At 41.0% G+C, this 23179-nt stretch carries 16 protein-coding genes and 2 tRNA genes; 4 read left to right on the forward strand and 14 right to left on the reverse strand.

The features are described from left to right. Window positions 1-6: 6 nt before the first annotated feature. The 7 genes from VL121_RS03465 to VL121_RS03495 form a co-directional block, all read right to left on the reverse strand. Window positions 7-723 carry a nucleotidyltransferase family protein gene (locus VL121_RS03465; RefSeq protein WP_325402190.1) on the reverse strand — a complete coding sequence of 239 codons (717 nt, stop codon included), beginning with the start codon at window positions 721-723 and terminating at the stop codon, window positions 7-9. Between the two features lie 28 nt (window positions 724-751). Beyond that, complete coding sequence (locus tag VL121_RS03470; protein WP_325402192.1) at window positions 752-1333, reverse strand: D-sedoheptulose-7-phosphate isomerase; 582 nt, start codon at window positions 1331-1333, stop codon at window positions 752-754. A gap of 53 nt (window positions 1334-1386) precedes the next feature. After that, entirely contained in the window at window positions 1387-2409 is a 1023-nt protein-coding gene (locus tag VL121_RS03475; protein ID WP_325402194.1) for a GHMP family kinase ATP-binding protein, read from the reverse strand. Between the two features lie 326 nt (window positions 2410-2735). Then, on the reverse strand, window positions 2736-3932 hold the full coding sequence (locus VL121_RS03480; protein ID WP_325402196.1) for a glycosyltransferase: 1197 nt from the start codon (window positions 3930-3932) through the stop codon (window positions 2736-2738). A gap of 20 nt (window positions 3933-3952) precedes the next feature. Next, window positions 3953-4894, reverse strand: coding sequence for a glycosyltransferase family 2 protein (locus VL121_RS03485; protein ID WP_325402198.1), 942 nt, complete (start codon window positions 4892-4894; stop codon window positions 3953-3955). Between the two features lie 18 nt (window positions 4895-4912). Further along, window positions 4913-5452, reverse strand: coding sequence for a DUF4199 domain-containing protein (locus VL121_RS03490; RefSeq protein WP_325402200.1), 540 nt, complete (start codon window positions 5450-5452; stop codon window positions 4913-4915). Window positions 5453-5473: 21 nt separating this feature from the next. Continuing rightward, entirely contained in the window at window positions 5474-6733 is a 1260-nt protein-coding gene (locus tag VL121_RS03495) for a dihydroorotase (protein ID WP_325402201.1), read from the reverse strand. An 87-nt stretch (window positions 6734-6820) separates the two neighbouring features. Between VL121_RS03495 and VL121_RS03500 the strand changes: the two genes are divergently transcribed. Beyond that, window positions 6821-6894 (forward strand) — tRNA-Pro (locus VL121_RS03500). A gap of 580 nt (window positions 6895-7474) precedes the next feature. Here the strand turns inward: VL121_RS03500 and VL121_RS03505 are convergent. The 5 genes from VL121_RS03505 to VL121_RS03525 form a co-directional block, all read right to left on the reverse strand. Further along, window positions 7475-7954 carry a type IV toxin-antitoxin system AbiEi family antitoxin domain-containing protein gene (locus VL121_RS03505; RefSeq protein WP_325402203.1) on the reverse strand — a complete coding sequence of 160 codons (480 nt, stop codon included), beginning with the start codon at window positions 7952-7954 and terminating at the stop codon, window positions 7475-7477. Between the two features lie 98 nt (window positions 7955-8052). Further along, window positions 8053-8244 (reverse strand): hypothetical protein, encoded by a 192-nt coding sequence (locus VL121_RS03510; protein ID WP_325402205.1) that lies wholly within the window; start codon window positions 8242-8244, stop codon window positions 8053-8055. Between the two features lie 352 nt (window positions 8245-8596). Then, window positions 8597-8670 (reverse strand) — tRNA-Met (locus VL121_RS03515). A 334-nt stretch (window positions 8671-9004) separates the two neighbouring features. Beyond that, on the reverse strand, window positions 9005-9685 hold the full coding sequence (locus tag VL121_RS03520) for a hypothetical protein (RefSeq protein ID WP_325402207.1): 681 nt from the start codon (window positions 9683-9685) through the stop codon (window positions 9005-9007). A 326-nt stretch (window positions 9686-10011) separates the two neighbouring features. After that, the gene (locus VL121_RS03525; protein WP_325402209.1) at window positions 10012-11634 is read right to left on the reverse strand and encodes a hypothetical protein; all 1623 of its coding nucleotides are present in this window, start codon (window positions 11632-11634) and stop codon (window positions 10012-10014) included. Between the two features lie 200 nt (window positions 11635-11834). Here VL121_RS03525 and VL121_RS03530 point away from each other — a divergent pair, with 200 nt between their 5' ends. From VL121_RS03530 to VL121_RS03540, 3 genes are read left to right on the forward strand one after another with little or no spacing between them, the layout of a single operon-like run. Continuing rightward, the gene (locus VL121_RS03530) at window positions 11835-12731 is read left to right on the forward strand and encodes a decaprenyl-phosphate phosphoribosyltransferase (RefSeq protein ID WP_325402211.1); all 897 of its coding nucleotides are present in this window, start codon (window positions 11835-11837) and stop codon (window positions 12729-12731) included. Window positions 12732-12784: 53 nt separating this feature from the next. After that, window positions 12785-13516, forward strand: coding sequence for an SDR family oxidoreductase (locus VL121_RS03535; RefSeq protein WP_325402213.1), 732 nt, complete (start codon window positions 12785-12787; stop codon window positions 13514-13516). Next, on the forward strand, window positions 13513-14133 hold the full coding sequence (locus tag VL121_RS03540) for an HAD-IB family hydrolase (protein WP_325402215.1): 621 nt from the start codon (window positions 13513-13515) through the stop codon (window positions 14131-14133). Before VL121_RS03535 ends, VL121_RS03540 begins: the two co-directional genes overlap by 4 nt. Before the next feature lie 85 nt (window positions 14134-14218). Here VL121_RS03540 and VL121_RS03545 read toward each other — a convergent pair whose 3' ends face one another. Together VL121_RS03545 and VL121_RS03550 are read right to left on the reverse strand one after the other, a co-directional pair. Next, window positions 14219-19507, reverse strand: a complete 5289-nt coding sequence (locus VL121_RS03545) for a PKD domain-containing protein (RefSeq protein WP_325402217.1) — start codon at window positions 19505-19507, stop codon at window positions 14219-14221. Between the two features lie 507 nt (window positions 19508-20014). After that, complete coding sequence (locus VL121_RS03550; protein WP_325402219.1) at window positions 20015-22672, reverse strand: PKD domain-containing protein; 2658 nt, start codon at window positions 22670-22672, stop codon at window positions 20015-20017. Window positions 22673-23179: the final 507 nt, after the last annotated feature.

A 23179-nucleotide genomic window follows, 5' to 3' on the forward strand; every position in this document is an offset into this window, starting at 1 on the left:
AATTTTTTATTGCCCGCTGTGAGGGCTTAATTCAACCCGGGCTCTTTCATAATCTTCCGGTATACCTATATCAATGAAATAGGCATCCTCGGTTACACCAAATATTTTTCCTTCTTTATAAAACCGTTCAAGATAATCTTTCTCAAAGGAAAATTTCTCAGGCAACTGCTTATGCATAAACGCAGGCACATTTAAAGCGTAAACGCCTCCATTAATAAGCCCTTCAGCAAAATATTGCTTCTCCTTAAAGCTCTGTACAGAAAGATCTTTATTGAGCTCTACCCTGCCATAACGGCTAAACGCTTTCATAGGCTTTAGCGCCAGGGTACAGTGCGCTTTTTGCTGATAGTGAAGAGTACTTATATTCTGTATTTTAATGCGAAATAAAGTATCTCCGTTGGCTATCAGTACATCTTTTTCACCGGCTTTTGAACACGCTAACCGAATGGCGCCTCCCGTGCCCAACGGCTCATTTTCTATGGAAAGCCGGTAATTGTTTGCCGGAAGCATCGTTTGCAGGCAGGATTCAAATGCTTCACTTTTATATCCTAAGGCGAATATGAAATTCTGGATGCCCTGCTTCCGGAAATGGGTAATTACATAAGCTATGAACGGTATGCCGTTTACGGGAGCCATGCATTTAGGCAGGTTGGGAATGGCACTCCGCAAACGCGTTCCTAATCCGCCGGCAAGAATAATAGCTTCTGTAATGCTGCTGGACATAATTCATGAATAGAATAAAATGAACGAATTACCGGCCGCTGAAATATTTTTCCTCTACCAACTGGCAAATAATATGCCCCAGCAAAATATGCGATTCCTGTATACGGGGGGTATCTGCCGATGGCACATTAACCAGGTAATCGCTGAGCGCTTTCATTTTACCGCCACTTTCTCCCGTAAATCCAACTGTAATCATGCCATTGGCTTTAGCCTGCTCAAAGGCCAGTACCATATTCCTGGAATTACCGGAGGTAGATAAACCCACCAGCACATCGCCTTTATTTCCCAAACCTTTTATCAGGCGCGAATAAATTACATCGTAACTATAATCGTTGGCCACGGCTGTAAGATAAGACGTATTGGCATGCAGGGCCTCCGCGGGAAGAGCATCCCTGTCTATATAAAAACGACCGCTGAATTCTGCGGCTAAATGCTGCGCATCGGCAGCACTGCCCCCGTTGCCGCAGAACAATACTTTTTTACCATTCTGAAAAGCGCCGGTTATTACATCTGTTATGATTTCCACCGTTTGCAATAGCTTTTCATCGGCCAATACCTGCTGCTTCACTGTTATGGATGCGCCAACAATTTCTTTTATTTTGTTCAGCATATTTTTTGTTTTATTAACAAGTAACGGAACCGTGTAGCCGGAACAACAGGAAATTATATAGACCAGCTACCCAATCCATTTTTAGTGAACGTGTATTGTTTTATTTCTCCTCCAAATTGATGCAGGGTTTCAATTACTTTATGCCGGGTATTACCCGGACAATAAAATATCATAAATCCGCCGCCGCCTGCTCCTGATATTTTTCCTCCCGAAGCGCCCGCTTTTTTTGCAGCCTCATATATTTCTTCAATAAAATGGTTCGAAATATTAGCCGCCATTTTCCGTTTTTGCTGAAATCCAAAATCTAATATTTCCCCAATTTCATTCAGCCTTCCTTTCAGCAAAGCTTCCTTCATCATCCTGCTTTGTTCCTTTAACTGGTGCATAGCTTCTATAGAACCTTCATTTTTTTGCTGTACATTTTTTTGTTGTTCTTTAATGATCGTGGCCGACTCCCTGCTGGAAGCAGTATAAAACAATACTAAATTATTTTCGAGCTCACTGAGGTATTCAGATTTAATACGCAACGGATTAACGATCACTTTATCTTCCTCATAAAATTCCATATAGTTAACGCCGCCAAATGTGGCCGCATACTGATCTTGCCTTCCCCCGGCGAGGTTCAGGTCTTTACGCTCTATGCGATAAGCGTAATGTGCAATATCATATTCGCCTAATGGCAGTTTCAGCATTTCGGCAAATGCGCCTATAATGGCTACCACCAGGGTAGACGAGGTACCCAGCCCGGAACCAGCGGGTGCATCTACAAAAGTTTGCAACCTGAAACCAATGGCAGGCACGCCATAATCTTCCTGTATACGGTTATATACGCCCTTTAATAAATCGAGCTTACCGTTTACAGGCAGGGCTTTACTACATTGATATTGCAATATTTCTTTCCTGTCTGCGGCTTCCAGAATAATAATCTCTTCATTCAGCGGTTCAATATTAGCATAGGCATATAACGAAACCGTTGCATTAAGAATAGCGCCTCCGTATAAATCGCAATACGGACTTACATCCGTTCCTCCCCCGGCTAAACCAATCCGCAATGGCGCCCTGCTCCTGTAGATCATTGTTGATAATACTTAAATTATGTACAAATGTAAGCCGAATTTTTGCCTCACCCCCGCCCGGCTGAAAGTCGTTCGGGCGGGCTCTTTCCCCGCTGTGGAGGGGGACGGAGCTGAAATGCCATTCCAAGCCCTATTTTCTACCATATCCCCTTCAGCAAATATCCTAACATCCGGCAACGGCATAAACAACACACGTCCGACCATAAATGCATTTCAACCGCTCTTCCCTGCCCTTTCGGAGAAGGACGTTACAGTATATCTCGGAACTGTAAATTCCTTCATATCACTTTCTGAATATTCCCAAACAAACCTGTATCTCTTTCTCTTCATTTCCTGATTTCCACGCCTTCATACCTGCCTGCCGGAAGGTAGGTTTCCACATCTCCACTCACTTCCTCAATTGCTTTTACCATATTATCCCAGGTATATTTCTTTTTTTCTTCAAGCAAACCGGGAATAAAATGATTGGCGCCTGTTTCATAAAACTGCAATATTTTTTCAGCTATGGAACCGGCATCCGGTTCCGCAACCAAACCGGCTTTACCATCCGGCACCATAGCAGTTAACCCGCCTACATTGGTTATAATCATGGGGGTTTCAAAATGATAGGCCAGCGGCGTTACACCACTTTGGGTAGCATTACGATAGGGCTGTATCACCATATCTGCAGCACACAGGTAATATTTTACTTCGCTATCCGGAACAAAATCTGTTTTTAATATCACGGTATCTTCAATACCATTGTCTTTAATTTGCTGCAGGTAAGGCTTATCATTTTCATAAAACTCTCCGGCTACCAGTAGCCTAACAGGTAATTTTTTTTGTGCAGCAGCTTTTTCCTTCACTATTTTCATCGCATCCAGCAAAATATCCAACCCCTTATATTTTCGGATAAATCCAAAAAACAATACTATTCTTTCATTATTGTTTAAACCTAATTTATGGCGCGCTTCCGCTTTGCTAACCTTATCCCCGAAATTGTCATATAAGGGATGAGGAACAAAGCGGGCGGGCTTTTTACCTTCAATTACGCGCAGGTCTGCCAGTACTTTTTCGCTCATCGTAATAAACCCGTCCACAGCTTTTAAAAAATAGCGGGTAAAAACAGCATCACCCGGTCTTTTTTCGTGCGGTATAATATTATCCGCAATACATACCACTTTACTGTGCTTGTTTTTTTTAGCGATCCTTAATATTGTTCCCAGGCAGGGGCCCATAAAAGGGAGCCAATACCGTACTACAATAATATCCGGCGAAAGCTTTTGCAGTTCCCGGCCCACGCTATACCAGTTAAAGGGATTAATGGAATTAATACGTACACGTATATCCAGCCCGGCTGGCGGTGGCTCAGTTGAATACTGCGTTGTGCCGGGAAAAAGAAACCCGGGGTATTGCAATGAAAAAGTGTATATGTGTGCATTCCACCCATTCTGCTGAAATTCCTTCGCCAGCCGTTCATCGTATGAAGCTAACCCTCCCCGCAAAGGATGTGCAGGACCAATGATGACAACCTTTCTTTGCATTAGCACTGTATATTATACGATCAAACGCCCAGTTTTTTTTCTACCAGGTAACTGTTGCGCTCCGCAGAATTACGGGCAATAAGTTCTCCTGTAAATCCTGCTAAAAAAAGCTGAGACCCCAGCAAAAGCAGGGTTAGCGCTATAAAAAAGGCAGGACGGTTGGTTAACGCGTATTCCGGGTCAACAAATTTGCTGACGATAAGATAGACGCTAAACAAAAGCCCGATAAAAAAGCTCAGGGTTCCCCACAATCCAAAAAAATGCATGGGCCGCTTCCCAAACCGCCCTACAAACATAATAGAAGCCAAATCTAAAAATCCGTTAATGAAACGCTCCCAGCCAAACTTGGTAACACCGTATTTACGGGGGCGATGTTCCACTACTTTTTCACCAATTCTTTTAAAACCCGCCCACTTGGCCAGCACGGGAATATAGCGATGCATTTCTCCGTATACCTCAATGCTTTTTATTACTTTTCTTTTATACGCTTTTAACCCGCAATTAAAATCGTGCAACGGTATTTTAGACATACGCCGGGTAACGGCATTAAAAAATTTGGAAGGAATATTTTTAGCGAGCGTACTGTCGTACCTTTTTTTCTTCCATCCGCTCACCATATCATATCCCTCTTCCACAATCATCTTCCTCAGTTCGGGTATTTCATTGGGACTATCCTGCAAATCCGCGTCCATCGTAATCACCACTTCGCCCTGCGCAGCTTTGAACCCTTCATTAAGCGCCGCGCTTTTGCCATAATTACGCTGAAATTTAATGCCTTTTATAAACGAATGTAGCGTACATAACTGCTCAATAACGCACCATGACTGGTCCGTGCTTCCGTCATCCACCAAAATAATTTCATACGACAATCCGTTTTCATCCATTACCCTTTGGATCCAGGCACACAGTTCAGGCAACGACTCCTCTTCATTCAATAATGGAATAACAACGCTGATGTTCATGCAAAAATATTAACAGTATTACTGAGCAGCCGCTGGAAATTCCGGCCTTTTCTTTTTAATGATGGCAGCTATAATAACACTTACTACAAACCAGAAAATACAAAAGAATGCAGCGCCAAGCATTTGCTTGCTGAAGCTGTAATTGTTGCCCTTCATCATATCTTCTGCAGCTTTATCAATCTGCTCCTGGTTTGCCCCGAACTTTTGCATCATCTGCTGCGCTTTTTCTGCCGTTTCCTGTGTTAGCGCTTCTCGGAATGGCACATCAATAAAATTAAACAGTACATAATTAAACAGGGTACTGATAACCGTGCCAATTACAAAAGTGGTAAAAACAACCTTCAGGGTTGCCGCAAAGTCAATATAACCCTCATTAAGCTTTTTTTGTTTTAAGCCGGCCAATACGGCAATTGCTATAGGTATTACAAACCCGGCATATGCTATGGGATGTACAAACCATTTTACACCTCCCAAATATAGCATCAGGCCAAAAATTACAGATGCCAATCCGGATATAAGTCCGTAAGTAAGCCCTACGTCTGTTCGTTTTTTTTCCATAATTATTGTTTTGGGTAAAAATCAGGTGTTCAAAAATACCTTCTCTCCGTTAATTATCCCAATTACCTTTCCTTTAAGTTCTTTTCCGATTAAAGGGGAATTTTTAGACTTTGATTGAATTTGCTTTTCTTCAAAGCGATATGGTATATCCGGGTGAAACAATGTAATATCTGCAGGTTGTTCTTCCTGTATAGCCGCTGCAGGCAATCCAAAAATATTACGCGGGTTAATGCTGCACAATTCCACCCAGCGTTCGGCGCTAATACCTGCAGCGCCGGCCACGCCAAAAGCCGTTTCCAGCCCTATCATGCCATAACCCGCATATTCAAACTCACAGGTTTTACTGTCCCATTCCTGCGGAAAATGATGGGTTGCTATGCAGTCAATCCAGCCGTTGTTAATGGCTTCACGAAGTGCCTGCCTGTTTTCAGGAGTGCGCAAGGGAGGATTCACTTTAAGATTGGTATCATAATTCACCAGGTCTTCATCGCTGAAAAAAAGATGATAGGGGGTAACGGAGCAGCTTACCTGCAAACCCTTTTCCTTAGCTTTTTTAATATGATCAACCGATCGTTGGGAACTGATGCCCGTAAAATGCAGTTTGGATGATGTATACGCTGCCAGTTCAATATCCCTGGCCACCATCATTTCTTCCGCAATAACCGGTTTCCCGGGCAACCCCAGCCGGGTAGAAATAATTCCTTCATTCATTAATCCATGTGCCCCAATACTCTTATCCTGCGGCATCTGTATCAGCACTCCTTCAAAAGCTTTTACATATTGCAGCGCTTTTAATAAAACGCCGGCAGACTGCACCGCGTTAATACCATCGCTGAAAGCGATGGCGCCGCTGGCGAACATATCATACATTTCGGCAAGGTCTTTCCCTTCGGCATTTTTAGAAATAGCACCTAAGGGATGAATGTTTACCGGTAAGGATCTGCTTTTTTCTTTAATATATTCTACCTGTGATTTGCTGTGTACCACAGGATTGGTGTTAGGCAGCACAAACACATGGGTATATCCGCCCGCCGCAGCCGCTCTTGCTCCTGTTTGCAGGGTTTCTTTAAACTCATAACCGGGGTCGCATAAATGAGCGAATATATCCACCCAGCCTGGTGAAACCTGTAATCCTTCACGTTCAATAATAGTATCTGCTTTTTCCGTAATATCATCTGCTATGCGAACGATGATGCCACCGGTAATCAAAATATCCTTTTGCTGTCCGTTAAATGGAGAACCGGGCTGCGTAATAATGGCTTTGCGAATGAGGATAGTCATTGTGAAAAGTTGAGCGAAGATAAATGCTATTTATTGATTTTTTGAAATTGGAATTTTAAGCTATTTTTGCAACCCTTTAATAGAGTTCGGGACGTAGCGCAGCCCGGTAGCGCACTAGCATGGGGTGCTAGGGGTCGCAAGTTCGAATCTTGTCGTCCCGACTTGACAGGACAAGTCAAATTTATTTTTGGCTTGTCCTTTTTTATTTCCGTCTAAATTGCTGTCTATCATGTAAATAAATTTGACAGCTTCATTTACCCTGCCAGTTCGAAGTGAACTATTTTCAAAATGCAATTTTTCGGGGAATATCGAACTAATGACTTCCCGTTTCTTTTCTATATCTGCGGTTTCATAGATGTAATCCAGCTTTAACAGTATGTCAATCCCTTTATCAAGTAGGTCTTTAATGTTTATGTCATTATGAGAAAGCCCGCTTAGTTTGGCTTCTAGTTTTTCAACCTTTAGGATAGCTTATCTTCCAGTTCCTTGATCTGTTTTAACATTTGTCTGCGGCTCTACGCCTAATTTTCGCAGGGTGTTTATCATCTGATAGGCATCTCCGGCATTACGACTGAACCTGTCCCATAATGTAAAAAGCTCCTACCGTTCCGTTATAAGTGCCTCAAAGATGTTTTTGGTTTTGCTCCTGTAAAATTGTTGGAGACAAGTGACATTAGAGTAATTACTTTTCTGTGTCATAATTTCATCTTTTTCAAATGCCTTTGCACTTCTCCTTCTACTTTAGCATTGTACTTTATGAAAGTTGTCAATCCAGATTTTTTTCATACCAAAGAAGTGATCCGGATTATGATATATAAACTGAAAGGAAACGTTTTTAATCTTAATTACTGAAGGTCTGAGTTGCTTGGAAACTACAATTTGCTCTTTCAGTGATGGCTGCGTAATAAGATTATGAATTTGCAACGCAGAATAGTAGCCAATATAATATTGGGCATCTTTTACAATAAATTCCGGTATTAAGTGCCAGTCAGGCATAAATGTTTCAGCATCCTGTTCGTAGGGTATAATATAATAAACGCCCTCTTTTAAGCGCATTAAAAGCCCCCTTTTGGTCATATCGCTTAGTAATTCCTTTACTGCGCTTTCACTTGATTCAGATAAAGCCTTAAAAGCCTCTACATAACCAAAGCAAAATCTGTCCTGTTCATTAAAATATGACAGGAGTTCATTTGACTGTGTAGAGATATACTTATTTCTCATAGTTGCATGGTCAGGTTAAACCTGACTAATCGATTATGAAATACAAGTTTAACAACCGTTATAGTTGTGAATACACTGTATTCGCAATATTTCTTCCATCATTTGTTCTCGGTTTCTTCTGAATTGATATAAGCCTTTTCCATCAGCCTTTTTACTTCTTTGCCGTTATTGTTGTACATGTAGTTCCAAGACTTCCTTATCCTGTCATTTTCAATCTGCTCCAGCTTGATCTCCTTCTGGTTGTCGCTGTAGTGGATACCCCATTTATAAAGGTTGGTCAGGAACAGCATAATAACCAGTCACAAAAACCAGCGGCTGAAAACCACTTTGTAAAACAGTTTGGCATCCTGTTCAGGAAATAGGAGTATCTGGAATTTCCTGATACTACTTTTCGGCTGTGTGCCAATTATTAGCTTTATATCAGAGAAGCCCTTTTGCATAATCTGTTCGATAGGCTTGGTTGGAATAAGCAACGAATTCTAAAAATTGTGTTCCCCGAGGGTATCTTTTACGACTCCAAAAATCGCGAATATCTAACGAGGAAAATCAATGGTTTTGTTCTCGTAACTTTCAATCTTTCAAAGGAATATGCGTTAAATAAAAATGGGAATTCTCAATTTTTTCATGAAAATTCCCAAATAGTAGCGGGATCGGGAGTTGAACCCGAGACCTTTGGGTTATGAATCCAACGCTCTAACCACCTGAGCTACCCCGCCTGTTGTATATTTTTTATTTACTGTTGAACCCCGATCCTTGCAAAAATTGAAAATTCTATTCAACTTCTTTATTTCGGGCAGCAAAAATAGGGGTTTTATCAGTACTTTTTAAGATTTTCCTGAAGAAAAGCATAAATCACCGCTTAAAAAATGCAGGTGATTAGACAATCACCCGCTTACCAAAACATGAGAAAACTTCTATTCCTTCAACTTAGTTAAAATGATCCGGAAATGAGCTGAAGGTTAAACCATAGAAAAAAATCCCCGGAGTAGTTTTAATAGTATAACAACAAGCGCTTATAGCTATCCATTCCGCCATTGCAGATGGTATTTTCTATACCAGAACAGGATTTTCATTGACTTTATTCGTTGAATGCCGCCTTGCATTAATAATGTCAGTTAGCGCAATAAGCATATCATCATTCCTGAAATTATACCGGAACTCGCACTCCTTAATATGCAGGTACAACGTATTTTTATTCATGCCTCTGAACTTTTGTAAACGGCTTTTGGTATGCTTCCAAAAACCTGTAATTTCCGGTAGCGCATTCACCACCATAGAAGAAACTTCTTTATTTCCATCCAGCCAATATAAATGCCAGTTATTGCAATCAGCCACTGCATGATATGCTTCAAAACCGGTAACTGATCCTCCATTTTTTGCCCCATGGCCATTATGTAATTGCTCTATCGCTGTAAGGCTTATACTTCTAAGCCAGTCCGTAGAAACTTTTCCCTTATTTAAGCAGAACCCATAAAAGGCAGCAGGGTTATTACCCGTACCGCATGTTACGCCGTTATTAAAAACAGGAGACTGCTGCCCTGTATATAAACCGGCTTCACAAAAAGAAGCAATGGCAGAACGGATAATTCTGAAATAATTATTTACAGTTACCCTGCTTACCCCGCTGATGTCAGCTATCTGTGTAGCAGTAAGATCGTCACAAAACAGTTCCAGTATTTCCCGGCATTTCCTGTCAGGCAAATGCCCTCCTTTGAGCAGTTTATAGTTCATAACAAAACAGTTAATACGAATGGCTTCGGATTTAAAAATCATTAGAAAAGGCGGCAGAGAAAACACAAAATACACCAGCGGAAAAAAGTCGGGGGTAAACGCAGTGTACTAGATTAATTTCACAATAATTTGCCTTACGCTAAACACCTTCTTTAATACACGATTGTACACACCCCATTCATCCAACAAGCTCTTTCGCCCGGTTCATATCCTTCTCTGTTAAACAATTTGGAGGGCTGTTTGTTACAATGATATGGAGCAACGGAAATAAATCTGTTAGCAACGGCAAGTAAAAAAGATGAGTAAAAAAGGAAAAAACATCTACCCTATTGCTTCTTTACATATACTTCAATGGTTCCCGGGCGTGATCCGCTACGTGGGGCATCAAAAGTATCTGATAGCTGGTAATCTGCCTTCAAAGCATCGCGCACAGCAAAAGGAAAAAGGTTATTGTAAGTGGGGACATATTCAAATATCACCAAATCATAATAATTATTACGGATCCGGTCTTCATACATACGCAGCTGTGCGTTAAACATTCCAACTCCAAGATGGTGCCACAAAGGAGCTTTAGGATTACGTTCAAGAGAATAAGGTATTTCGGCAGCTAAAAATGTAAGCTCCGACATGTTAAGTACCTTAATATCCTTTTTCCTCCTCACTACGTCCATTTTTAATATTCTTTCTATGCCACCAATAGAAGATGCAGGCATGCTCATTCCTTTTAAAACATGCAAATCGGAACTTACCCATTTACGTTGTTCACCGGTTGCATTTTCCTCAGAAAGCTTAAAGTTGTACATCGTAACCACATTCTCGTTATCATCTGACGATACTATACTGCCGCGACTCTCCCCTTTAAAGAACATTCGCTCCAAATATTCCCAGGGCAATTGACTCCACCACAACAGTACTCCTCCTAATAATACAGGTAGAAGAATTTTCACATTGGCTTTTAGATTTAAACGCGTGACAAGCTCATTCAGAATAAAAGCAAAGGCAAAACTGTGAAAGAACATGTTTCCAAAAGCAGGTGTATAGCTTGTAATTTGTATGATAGCTGCCATGCACAATATTCCAAGAGTCAGAAGCAGAAAAATTATATATCTCCTATCCCGGACGAAATTTTTCCAATTGGTGAATTTTGAAATTGCCAGCAACACAATAATAAAGAGGTAAAATTTTAACCATTGTGATTCACCAAGAAATCCTTTTATGATTTCTCCGGCAGATATCCTGGCATTATGTGGCTTTTGCCCATGGTTAAACCAGTAATTGAAGTCGTATTGGGAGAAAAAAAGCACTGCAATAGCAATAAATAAGAAAACACCGCCGGTATATATCGCCAATGGCCGCCATCTCTTTTCAACATAGCTATTGTATACTAATAAAAAGGCGCATATTACAAATATTAACCCTCCTCCATCCTGCTTGGTAAAGAATGAAAAGAATGTAAATACCGCACCTAATAATAGCAACACCCACCCTCGTTTCCAATCATCTTTAAGAATAGCCTTCAATACAAAAGCAACCGCGATAAACCCATATACAAATACAGAATGATTATACCAGGGCCAAAAATTCTGGAAAGAATAAGATATGCAATACAAGAGCACTGAAGTTACAGATACTATTGGGTTTACTCCTACAGTTTTCAATATGGAGCGGAAAGCTAATCCCGATAAAATATTTAAAAAGGCCTGGACTTTTAACAGGGTGATTACCTGGGCACCAAAGATTTTAAAGAAAATGGCAGGTACGACCCAATACATTCCTCCTACAGGTAATCCAAAATCGCGAAAGGGTAACTGGCCTTCACTTAACCGGTATGCCCCTTCCCAGGACAAATAAACATAAGCCCTGTAAGGCATTGTTAGCATTATAGGGAAAATTGCCAATCCAACAATAATGGTTACTTCCAGGATCGGTAAAAATTTTTTATAAGTCATTAGTAAGGGTTAATCTTAAAAATATACAACAAAAATTTGGTTAAAGTCGGTCATTCACTAAACCTGTAATGCATTAAAACTGGGTAACAAACGTTATATTATAGGATATAGTGTAATTAAAATGGTTGATTTAGTGATTGAATATACTATTTTTATGAATTCATAGATATATTTTAGCTTACATAAAATATTAATAGCTTGTGGTTTACCTTAAACTGTTGCGTCCAAAAGATTGGGCCAAGAATTTTTTTTTATATCTGCCACTCTTCTTTTCAGGCGAGGTTTTCAACCTGATGAAACTTTTTGATGTTTTTGAAGGCTTTGTTGCTTTTTGTTGTATAGCAAGCTGTATATATATTATCAATGATTATGCTGATATTGAAAGCGACAGGAGGCACCCTCTAAAACAAAATCGCCCCCTCGCCTCTGGCAAAGCAAAGACAGCAATTGCTTTAGCCATTGCAATTGTTTTATTTATCACCGGATTTTTAATTGCACATAAAATCGGTAATACCTTTCTTTCATTGCTGGGCATATATTTTTCTTTGAACATCGCCTACTCATCCGGATTGAAAAATATTCCCATCCTTGATATATTCATCATTGCTATAGGGTTTTCATTAAGGATCAGGTCAGGAGGAGTAATCGCAGATGTACATGTAACTATTTGGATGAACATTATGGTTTTTCTGCTTGCCTTATTTATGGCCGCCGGAAAAAGAAGGGATGACGTGTTACTCACCATTTCATCCGGCATAAACATGCGCAAAGCAATGGAAGGCTATACACTGGACTTTTTAAATACATTGCTGGCCCTAATATCGGCAGTGATGATTGTTTCCTATTTTATGTATACACTATCCGACAGGGTAATAGAGAGACAGGGAACCAACAGGCTCTATTTAACAAGTTTATTTGTAATGGCAGGTGTTATGCGTTATTTACAAATTATTTATGTTCATTCCGGTGCCGGATCACCAACAAAAATTCTTTACAAGGATCGCTTCATCCAAATATGTATTATACTATGGATGATCAGCTTTTATTTTCTTATTTACCTGAAGAGAAACAGCTTTTTTCATATCCTAAATTTTTAGATACCCTGACGGTAATTTGGTGAGTACTCATTACCCCTTTAACCACTACACACATGCCAACCATTCTAATTCTTGGAGCCACATCTGATATGGGCATCGCAATAGCAAAATTATTCGCAGAAAGAAAGTTTGCAATACAATTAGCTTCCAGGGATACCTTAAAATTGCTTCCGCTTCAATCCGACTTGTCCATTCGTTATAATATCCACTGCAGCATCCACCAGTTTGATGCTGTTGATTTTGCCTCCCACAAACCTTTTTACGATGCATTAAGCCCTAAACCCGATATTGCAGTATGCGTTTTTGGCTATATGAACGACAATGAAACGGTTATAGATGACCAGCAGGAAACCTTAAAAACAATACATACAAATTATACAGGAACTGTAAGTATTTTAAACATTGTTGCTAAAGACTATGCATCGAAAAAGCAGGGCTCCATTGTTGGCATTAGTTCCGTGGCAGGGGAAAGGGGAAGGCAAAGTAACTATATCTACGGAAGTGCTAAAGCCGGGTTTACCGCCTATCTTTCAGGACTCAGAAATAAATTGCACGAAAAAGGAGTGCATGTGGTAACCGTACTCCCCGGCTTTGTATACACCAAAATGACGGAACATTTAAACTTACCAAAATTACTAACGGCACAGCCAAACGATGTTGCCCAATCCATATACAATGCGGTTCAAAAAAGAAAAAACATTGTGTATGTAAAATGGTTTTGGAGGTGGATCATGTGTATAATTAAGCTAATTCCTGAGCCTGTATTTAAAAGAATGAAATTGTGAAAAACGCCATCGCTTTTTTTGATTTTGACGGCACCATTACCTGTAAGGATACCTTATTTGAAATTATTAAATATCAAAAAGGTAAACGGGCGCTGTACGTAGGGCTGATTAAGCTGTCACCATGGCTGATAGCAATGAAACTGCGTATCATTTCAAACGCCGCTACAAAAGAAAAAGTGCTTACCTTCTTTTTTAAAGATACCCCCCTGCAGGACTTCCAGCGAAAATGCGATGAATTTATTACAAGAAAACTACCCCGGCTTATACGCCCTGACGCGTTACAGGAAATAAATAAGCACAAGCAAAATAACACAACGGTTGTAATAGTAACTGCTTCTGCGGAGAACTGGATAGAAGGGTGGTGCGGGCAAAACCACATAAAATGTATTGCTACAAAGCTCGAAATAAAAGATGGCAGTATTACAGGAAAAATAGATGGCAAAAATTGCAATGGTGTAGAAAAAGTAAAAAGAATTAAAACGCTATTTCAGCTTGAAGAATATGAAACCATATTTGCATATGGTGATACAAAAGGCGACAAACCGATGTTATCGCTTGCCGCCTTTGCATACTATAAACCCTTTAGGCAAGGCCGTTCCGATTACAATTCCACTTAGTTAGTGCGGCTGTTCGCCCGGAGGGAGCATCAGCCCCTTATGCCGCTCCGTAACCTATCTAACCACATAATTAAACAATATAAGATTACAATTTAATAACTTTCATTACGGATTTGTACTGGTAATCTATTACTACCTCAATAAAATAAACTCCTTTTACGAATCCCGACATATTCAACTGGTGATTAACATAGATATCATCTTTAACAAACTCTGTTTTAAATACCTTCTTTCCATTCACATCATATACACTTATACTCGTTCTGCCTTTAGCAGGGCCTTGTAATTCTATCGAAGCTATTTCATATACAGGATTCGGGAAGGCCTTTATTACCGGTGAAAGGTCCGGTCTTCCTCCTGCATTAGTTACAATAATTTTCACTGTTGCCTTATCGGTTTTTCCTGTATTATCCGTAACCGTTAACTCAAATACATACTCGCCCGTTATCAGTTCGGATACCAGGGGCAGGTCTGACCCGGCATTGTCTATTTTCACACCGGAAGGACCCGATAGCATTATCCAGTTATACTTTTCAATTGTCCCGAATTGAGCATACGACAAGCCGCCATCTAAAAACAGTTCTCCATCTGTTAGTGGTATTGTTCTCGTCTCCCCCGCATTAGCTACCGGAGGAGGCAGTATTATTGTCTCATCCATTACTGTAATAGTAATATCATCCCAATTGATAAACCCATTGGAATCTTCCACAGTTAACCTGAATACGTATATACCCGGGTCCACATTTTGAATTGCCGGAGCAGCCGAATTTGAATTTAAAATTTTAAGAGTACCCGGTCCGGAAACCTTTTCCCATTTATAGTTCTCAATTTCACCTTTCCGCGCGTATGATCTGCTTCCATCTAAAGTTATATGGCTCAGCGGAAGCTGAACGGAGATATCGGTTCCCGCATCTGCCACAGGCGGAACAACCTGGGCAGGGTTTACAATAACAGTAACACTTGCTGTGGCCGAATTACTATTATTGTCAATAATCTTCAATTGGAACACATAGGTACCGGCAACAAGCCCGTCAACTGCTGTAACTGCATTGGCGGCATTATTGATCGCGCCACTTGGAGGACCTGCTATTTTACTCCATGCATAACTTTTTATTTGTCCTGCAGGAGCAGAAGATTGCGTTCCATTCAACGTAATGCTGTTAGCAGGCAATGTGATAATTTGCGCACTACCTGCATTCGCTACCGGGGGTAGCGGCGCCGCCTTTACCGTAATGAATATTGTAGCAGTAGCAACAGATCCTCTGTTATCTGTAACAGTTAACCGGTATTGATATTTACCTTCCAGGAGTCCGGTTATGGAAGATAAAGCCTGGAAAGCATTGATAATATTTCCACCCGAAGGCCCCGACACTTTACGCCATTCATAATTTGTAATGCTGCCACCGGATGCTATGGATTTAGACCCATCAAGACTGGTGCTGTTAACAGGTAATATTATCGTTTGATCGTTCCCTGCATCCGCAACCGGAGGTGGCGGAGCAGCTTTTACTGTTACTGTCATAATAGCTGTTGCTTTTCCACCCTTGTCATCCGTTACTTCTAATTGAAATTTATAGACGCCTGCTATAAGTCCCGTAACCATTGTATTAATACCAGTAGCATCCACGATAACACCTTCCACCGGCCCGAAAATTTTACTCCAGCGATAGCTGACAATGCTATTGCCGGTAGAAGCGGAAGAGCCACTGCCGTCTAAGGTTATATTATTATCCGGCAATGTTATGGTTTGAGCAATACCTGCATTAGCTACAGGAGGTAATGGCGCCGCTTTTACCGTAATGGCAACCAATGCAGTTGACATAGTTCCGTTGTTATCGGTTACTTTCAATTCAAAGGCATATACGCCTTCTGCCAAACCTGTTATTGTAGTAACAGGGCTGCCCGGCGAAGTAATTACTTCTCCCGATGGACCGGATATCTTACTCCATTCATAGCTGCTGATGCTGCCCGAGGGTGCAGTTGAACCACTACCGTCTAAGCTTACACTATTATCTGGCAATGTTATGGTTTGAGTACTGCCTGCATTAGCTACCGGGGGCAATGGCGCTACCTTTACCGTAATGATAACGGAGGCTGTTGATGTAATTCCGTTATTATCAGTCACCTTTAATTCAAAGGTATATACCCCTTCCACAAGACCTGTTACTATAGTAGCAGTGCTGCCCGGTGAAGTGATCGCTTCGCCCGATGGACCGGATATCTTACTCCATTCATAACTGCTGATACTGCCCGATGGAGCAGTGGAACCGCTACCATCCAAGCTTACACTATTATCCGGCAATGTTATGGTTTGAGCAATACCTGCGTTAGCTACAGGAGGTAATGGCGCCGCTTTTACTGTAACGATAACAGAGGCAACTGATGCAGACCCGTTGCTATCGGTTACTTTCAATTCAAAGGTATATTCGCCTTCCACGAGACCCGTTACTGTAGTGGCAGTACTGCCCGGCGAAGTAATTACCCCTCCCAAAGGACCAGATGTTTTACTCCATTCATAACTGCTGATGGTTCCCGATGGAGCGACAGAACCGCTACCGTCTAAGCTTACACTGTTATCTGGCAATGTTATGGTTTGCGCAACGCCGGCATAAGCCACCGGAGGTAATGGCGCCGCCTTTACTGTAATGCTAACCGAAGCGGTGGAGGTTGCTCCGTTATTATCGGTTACTGTTAATTGAAACTTATATACACCTGCTGTAAGGCCGGTAACATCAGTTATTTCATTTTCCGAATCAGCTATATCCCCGCCAGATGGCCCGGAAATTTTAATCCATTTGTAACTACTAATACTTCCCGAGGGAGCGGCAGAAGCGCTGCCATCCAAAGTTGCTGTATTGTTTGGCAATGCTACTGTTTGCGCAACACCCGCATTAGCTACAGGAGGTATAATAGCGGTACTCACCGTTACAGTTATTATACTTGTTGATGACAAACCATTATCACCTGTTACTTTCAACTCAAACTGATATGTACCTTCTGCCAGTTCTGTAACTGTAGTAACCGCATTGTCCGGAGCAGTTATGCGCTCTCCTGAAGGTCCGGATATCTTGCTCCATTCATAGCTGCTGATACTGCCCGATGGAGCAGTGGAACCGCTACCGTCTAAGCTTACACTATTATTAGGCAACACTATAGTTTGCGCATTACCTGCATTCGCTACAGGGGGTAACAGCGCGGCTTTTACCGTAATGGTAACAGAGGAGATTGACGTAGCCCCGTTATTATCGGCTACTTTCAACTCAAAGATATATACGCCTTCCACAAGACCTGTTACCGTAGTAGCAGCATTGCCTGGTAAAACAATCGTTTCGCCCGCAGGACCGGATAGTTTACTCCATTCATAACTGCTGATGCTGCCCGATGGAGCAGTGGAACCGCTACCGTCTAAGCTTACACTATTATCTGGTAATGCTATAGTTTGAGCAATACCCGCATTAGCTACAGGGGGTAACGGCGTGGCATTTACAGTGACGGTAATAACAGCAGTAGAAGATAACCCTTTGCTGTTTGTTACTTTTAATTCAAATTTATATACACCTTCTATAAGACCGGTAACAAGGGTAGTAACATTAAGCGGATCAATAATTGTTTCATTGAGGGGGCCTGAAACCTTACGCCACGCATAGCCGCTGACTATATCACCTGGTGCAGATGAGGTGCTGCCATCCAAGGTTACTACATTGTTTGGAAGCGTTATGGTTTGTGCATTACCTGCATTAGCAACGGGAGGAGCTACCGTAGCATTTACGGTAACCGTTATTGTTGCGGAGGAGGTTACACCATTATTATCTGTTACTTTCAATTCAAACTGATATATTCCTTTTGTAAGTCCGCTCACCGTTGTAGAAACGTCCGATGGGTTGATGATATTTTCATTGGATGGCCCGGATAACTTACTCCATTCGTAGTTAATAATGCTTCCTGCCGGCGCCGTGGAATTACTTCCATCTAAAACAGCACTGTTAGCCGGCAAGTCTATTGTTTGATCATTACCTGCATCGGCAATAGGCGGTATGGGCGCCGCATTAACAGTAATACTAACGATAGCGGTTGAAGTTCCCCCGTTACTATCTGTAATTTTTAACTGAAAGAGATATACGCCTTCTACCAATCCATTTACCATAGTAGATGAGTTAGTGGCAGTTACTATGGTTCCCGGAGCAGGTCCCGAAAGTTTACTCCATTGATAAGTTGTGATGCTGCCCGATGGAGCTGTTGATTTTGTTCCGTCAAGTATTACACTACTTAAAGGAAGCGTAATAATTTGTGCGACTCCTGCATTGGCTACAGGCGGTAAAGGTGCAGGATTAACCTTTATGGTTACAATAGCGGTTGAGGTTCCGCCGTTATTATCTGTAATTTTTAATTGAAACTGATATGTACCTTCTGAAAGATTAGTAACGGTTGTTTTGCCGCTATCTGGAGAAGATATAGTTCCATTCGACGGCCCCGATACTTTTGTCCATGCATAGCTACTAATCGTACCGGCGGGAGCTGTAGATTCGGTACCGTTGAGACTTACGCTGTTCAGAGGTAATGTTATTATTTGATCAACGCCTGCGTTTGCCATAGGTGGTAATGATACGGAGCCTCCTTTTTTATAAGACAGCATCCACTCATATACATTCAGCCCGTTTTCCCTGAAATTAGGGTCATACGTTTTAGACCATGCATCATGGCTATTTACATCAAAAATGGTTAAAACTGGCTTGGGATCAGGTGGCGGTATATGTGCATTCAGCAGATTTATCCATTTTTTAGTTACATTCACGGATACTGTTGGATCCCCGGAATTGTGTGTGGCCCAAACTGGTAGATTTGCGGATGCAATCCTGTTAACAGCTTCCGCTGTAGCAGTTACACTTCCACAAACGGGTATGGCTGCGGCTACGCGTTCAGGGTATGCCCCTATATATTTCCAGGTAAACCCTCCACCCATACTCAAGCCCGTTATATAAATGCGTTCCTCATCAACTCTGTATTTTTGAACACAATAAGTAATAATATCATTTATAGCGGCCGGAGAAGCAGTATAACTGTTGCTAATAAACTGCGGAGAGATAACAATAAATGAAAATTTCTGACCATTTACTGTAAACGAACCTGGAAACTTCCCCTGATTAAGTAACCTGGCTGGTCCATTTACCAGTACTCTTGGTAACTGTGATGCAGAACCATCACCAAGTTCTCCCTTTCCATGAATAAAAATGAGTAAGGGATATTTTTTCCCGGGATTTGTAGTATAGTCTACGGGCAATGACTCATAATAACCGCCGACCATAGTGGAAAGAGAGACATAAACAGGAGTCTGTTTTTGTACCTGGGCAAGTGCAGAATTTAAAATTAAAAACAAAAGAACGAAACATAGTAATAGATTAGGTAAACAAGCGTACCTGTTAATTTTTTGTTTCATGGTTTTGCAGGATATACGGATTATAAAAAAATACTCTATATATAAACCATAGTAATACCAAGATTGATATTCTACCGAATATGTATAGTTAACTTGACACTAGTATAAACTCCAAAGGAAATGCCAATCGTATAGCCGTATAAGGCTATTTAGTTGGCCAATGATAAAAAGTCTCCGACATCGGGCAGGGAAAAAATAAAAACCGGTTAAATTTAAATAAAGAAGAAGGGGTAGTTTCTGATGATGAACTGAAAATATATCAGATTAAATAAACATAAATATCACCCGGAGTAAAATTATACGATTAAACCGGATTAGTAGTCTTTATCGCTTTACAATCTCTGACTGCCTGACGCCGCCGCTGTGTTTACATACCCGACACAAAGAAACTGCCCCGAATAAATTTATTCGGGGCAGTTTTGGATCTAAATTACCGGGAGCAGATAGCTATTGTTTCAATATTTTTATTGTCTTTTTGTATTTATTATCCACAATAATTTGTCCGATATAAGTACCAGGTGCAAGTTTAGATATATTAAACGTTTTACTTACAGCACCTGAAGCGTCTTTAACAAACTCTTGCTGTAATAATATTTGTCCGCTTAGGCTGTATATGGTCACACTTGTTTTCCCTTTAGGTTTTCCATTAATCCGTATGGTCATATCAGATTGAACAGGATTAGGATTAACCTTCACTTCTAACTCTGCTGATGCAGATGAAATATCTGGCCCCACCACTTGTAATGATTGATCCTGCCTGATATTCTCATCCGAACCTGCCATCGTTCTGCCAGATACGGCAGATTCCACCGTTATGGTAACATAAGAACTAACTGCATTCCCTTGAGCATCTGTTATTAATAACCTGAATTTATAAGTTCCCGCAATGGTTAATCCTGTTACATCTGTTTTTATGCTATATGGATAAAGTATTTTAGCCGTTACCGGGCCGACTGCCTGATCCCATATATGTGTACAGCCTTCAGGACCGGTTGATTGGGTACCGTCAAGATAAACCTTCGATACAGGAAGCGTTATCGTTTGATTACTGCCGGCATCTGCATGAAGCGGTGCACTGCCTGCAGCGGCATTTACAGTTATGGTTACTGTTGATGTGGCAACATCTCCTTTGGTATCTGTTATTACCAACTGGAATTTATAAGTTCCCGCAACGGTTAATCCTGTTACATCTGTTTTTATGCTATAAGGATAAAGTATTTTAGCCATTACAGGGCCGCCTGATTGCTTCCATATATGCGTACAGCCTTCAGGACCGGTTGATTGGGTACCGTCAAGATAAACCTTCGATACAGGAAGCGTTATGATTTGATCACTGCCTGCATCCGAATGAAGTACCGTTAGACTTACCGATCCCGGGGCAGGATTAACAATAACATGCATGGATGACGCAGAAACATTTCCGTTCTTATCGGTTATCCTCAGTTGGAACTGGTAATCCCCGGCCGTATTCAGCCCCGTTATAGCTGTTTTCAGCGAAGTAGCAGATGCAATTGTACCTCCCGCAGGACCATTCTTTTTTACCCATAAGAAAGTGCTCCCTGTAGGATAAGTGGATTTAGCACTCCCATCTACTGTTACACTATTAGTGGGAAGCGTTATGGTTTGGTTGGCGCCGGCATTAGATTTTAGTGTTGTTATATCTGTTGATGCCGGGGCAGGATTTACAATAACATGCATAGATGATGCGGAAACATTCCCGTTCTTATCGGTTATCCTTAGTTGGAACTGGTAATCTCCGGCCGTATTCAGTCCCGTTATAGCTGTTTTCAACGAAGCAGGAGAGGCAATTGTACCACCTGCAGGCCCATCCTTTTTTACCCACAAAAAAGTGCTGCCCGATGGATAAGTGGATTTACCGCTCCCATCTACAATTACACTATTGGTGGGGAGCGTTATGGTTTGGTTTGCACCGGCATTGGACTGTAACGGAGTAACTGCTCCGGCAGCATTTACAGTAACGCTAACAGTTGCACTGGCCGAATTCCCATTACTATCCTTAACCGTTAATTTAAACTGATAAGTACCGGCAACCATGTCTGTAACGGTTGTTTTAACCGAAGCAGGGCTTGTAATGGTTGCGGTAGAACCGGATACTTTTGACCAGGCATAACTGGTAATAGTACCCGAAGAAGCTGCGGATTTGCTGCCATCAAGGGTAACACTATTCGCTGGCAGTGTAATTGTCTGGCTTAAACCAGCATTAGCTATAGGCGGAACAGGTTGCGAAGAAGTTCCCCTTTTATAAGAAAGCATCCATTCGTATACATTTAAACCATCCTGCTTAAAATTAGGATCGTATGTTTTCGTCCACGCATCGTGTCCACTCACCGGAAAGACACTTAACAAAGCCTTTGGCGGAGTCGGAACAAACGCATTTATTGCAGCAATAGCGGCCGTAGTCGTTGTTGCAGACATCACCGGGTCTCCCGAATTAACAGTAGCCCAAACAGGTAGTTTAGAGTTCCCAATATTAGATATCGTGGTCGAGGAATTGGAAATACCTCCACACACAACTAAACTCGCCGCAATTTTATCTGCATTTGTTTTAGAATTGCCTCCAAACCGCCAGGTCATTGTGCCGCCCATACTTAAACCGGTAAGATAAATACGCTGTTCATCAACCCGGTATTTCTGTTTACAATAATTAATAATATCATTTATTATTGTAGGTGATGCAGTATAATTATTGTCCGTAAGCTGGGGAGAGATTACAATGAAAGAAAAATTCTCGCCCCCAACAGTAAAAGATGCAGGAAATGTACCTGCATTAAGCAGTTTGGGAGGACCATGTCTCAACACTAAGCTGAGTTGAGAAGTTCCATCACCAATCTCTCCAACACCATGAATAAAAATAAGTAAAGGATATTTTTTTGTTGTACTTGAAGCGTAATCAACGGGTAATGATTCGTAATAGCCATTTACATACGAATCAATTTTCGCATTCACAGCTTTCTGCGTTTTTTGATATTGTGCAAAAGTGCTTTGACTGCTAAACAGGAAAAAAGAAATGAGTAAAACGAAAAAAGAAAATGGATTTTGAAATGGCAGGTTGAGCAAACCATTGCTCTTGGGATTCTGGTTCATGATTTTTCAGGAAATAAAGAGGTTTAAAAAATAATGTACGGTTAAAAGCGCCTAATGAAAGAATCATTATTCATAGTAGGCGCATAATGCTTTCCTGCGGAGAAACCTTAAGTAGATTTTACGCATAGTAACTGGATTTAGTATGTTAATAAAAGTTTGAAGAAGACTGCAAGTATTGTACCAAATAGTTAAGAAATGCTAAAAGTGGAAAACTTTCAAGAAGATGAAATATGATTAGTAAGGCTATTCTTTAAAATACCCGTCCATTCAACAGGTTTATTAACCAATGGAATATTTTAAATACCAAAAGATAAAATCTTTGAGCGTAATCCAGTAAAGGCTTAAAAATGATATGCTTATTAAAATGATAACCAAATATTTAGCAAACACCTCACAAGCCAAGAACGATATACAGGCTTTGCATACACAATAACCGCTATTTTGAAATATTATATTCGTTACTTTTATTGCAGCCTATCCGGTTAATATAAACACCCCAATTGAATA

Source organism: Agriterribacter sp., assembly GCF_035497235.1.
GTDB lineage: Bacteria > Bacteroidota > Bacteroidia > Chitinophagales > Chitinophagaceae > Agriterribacter.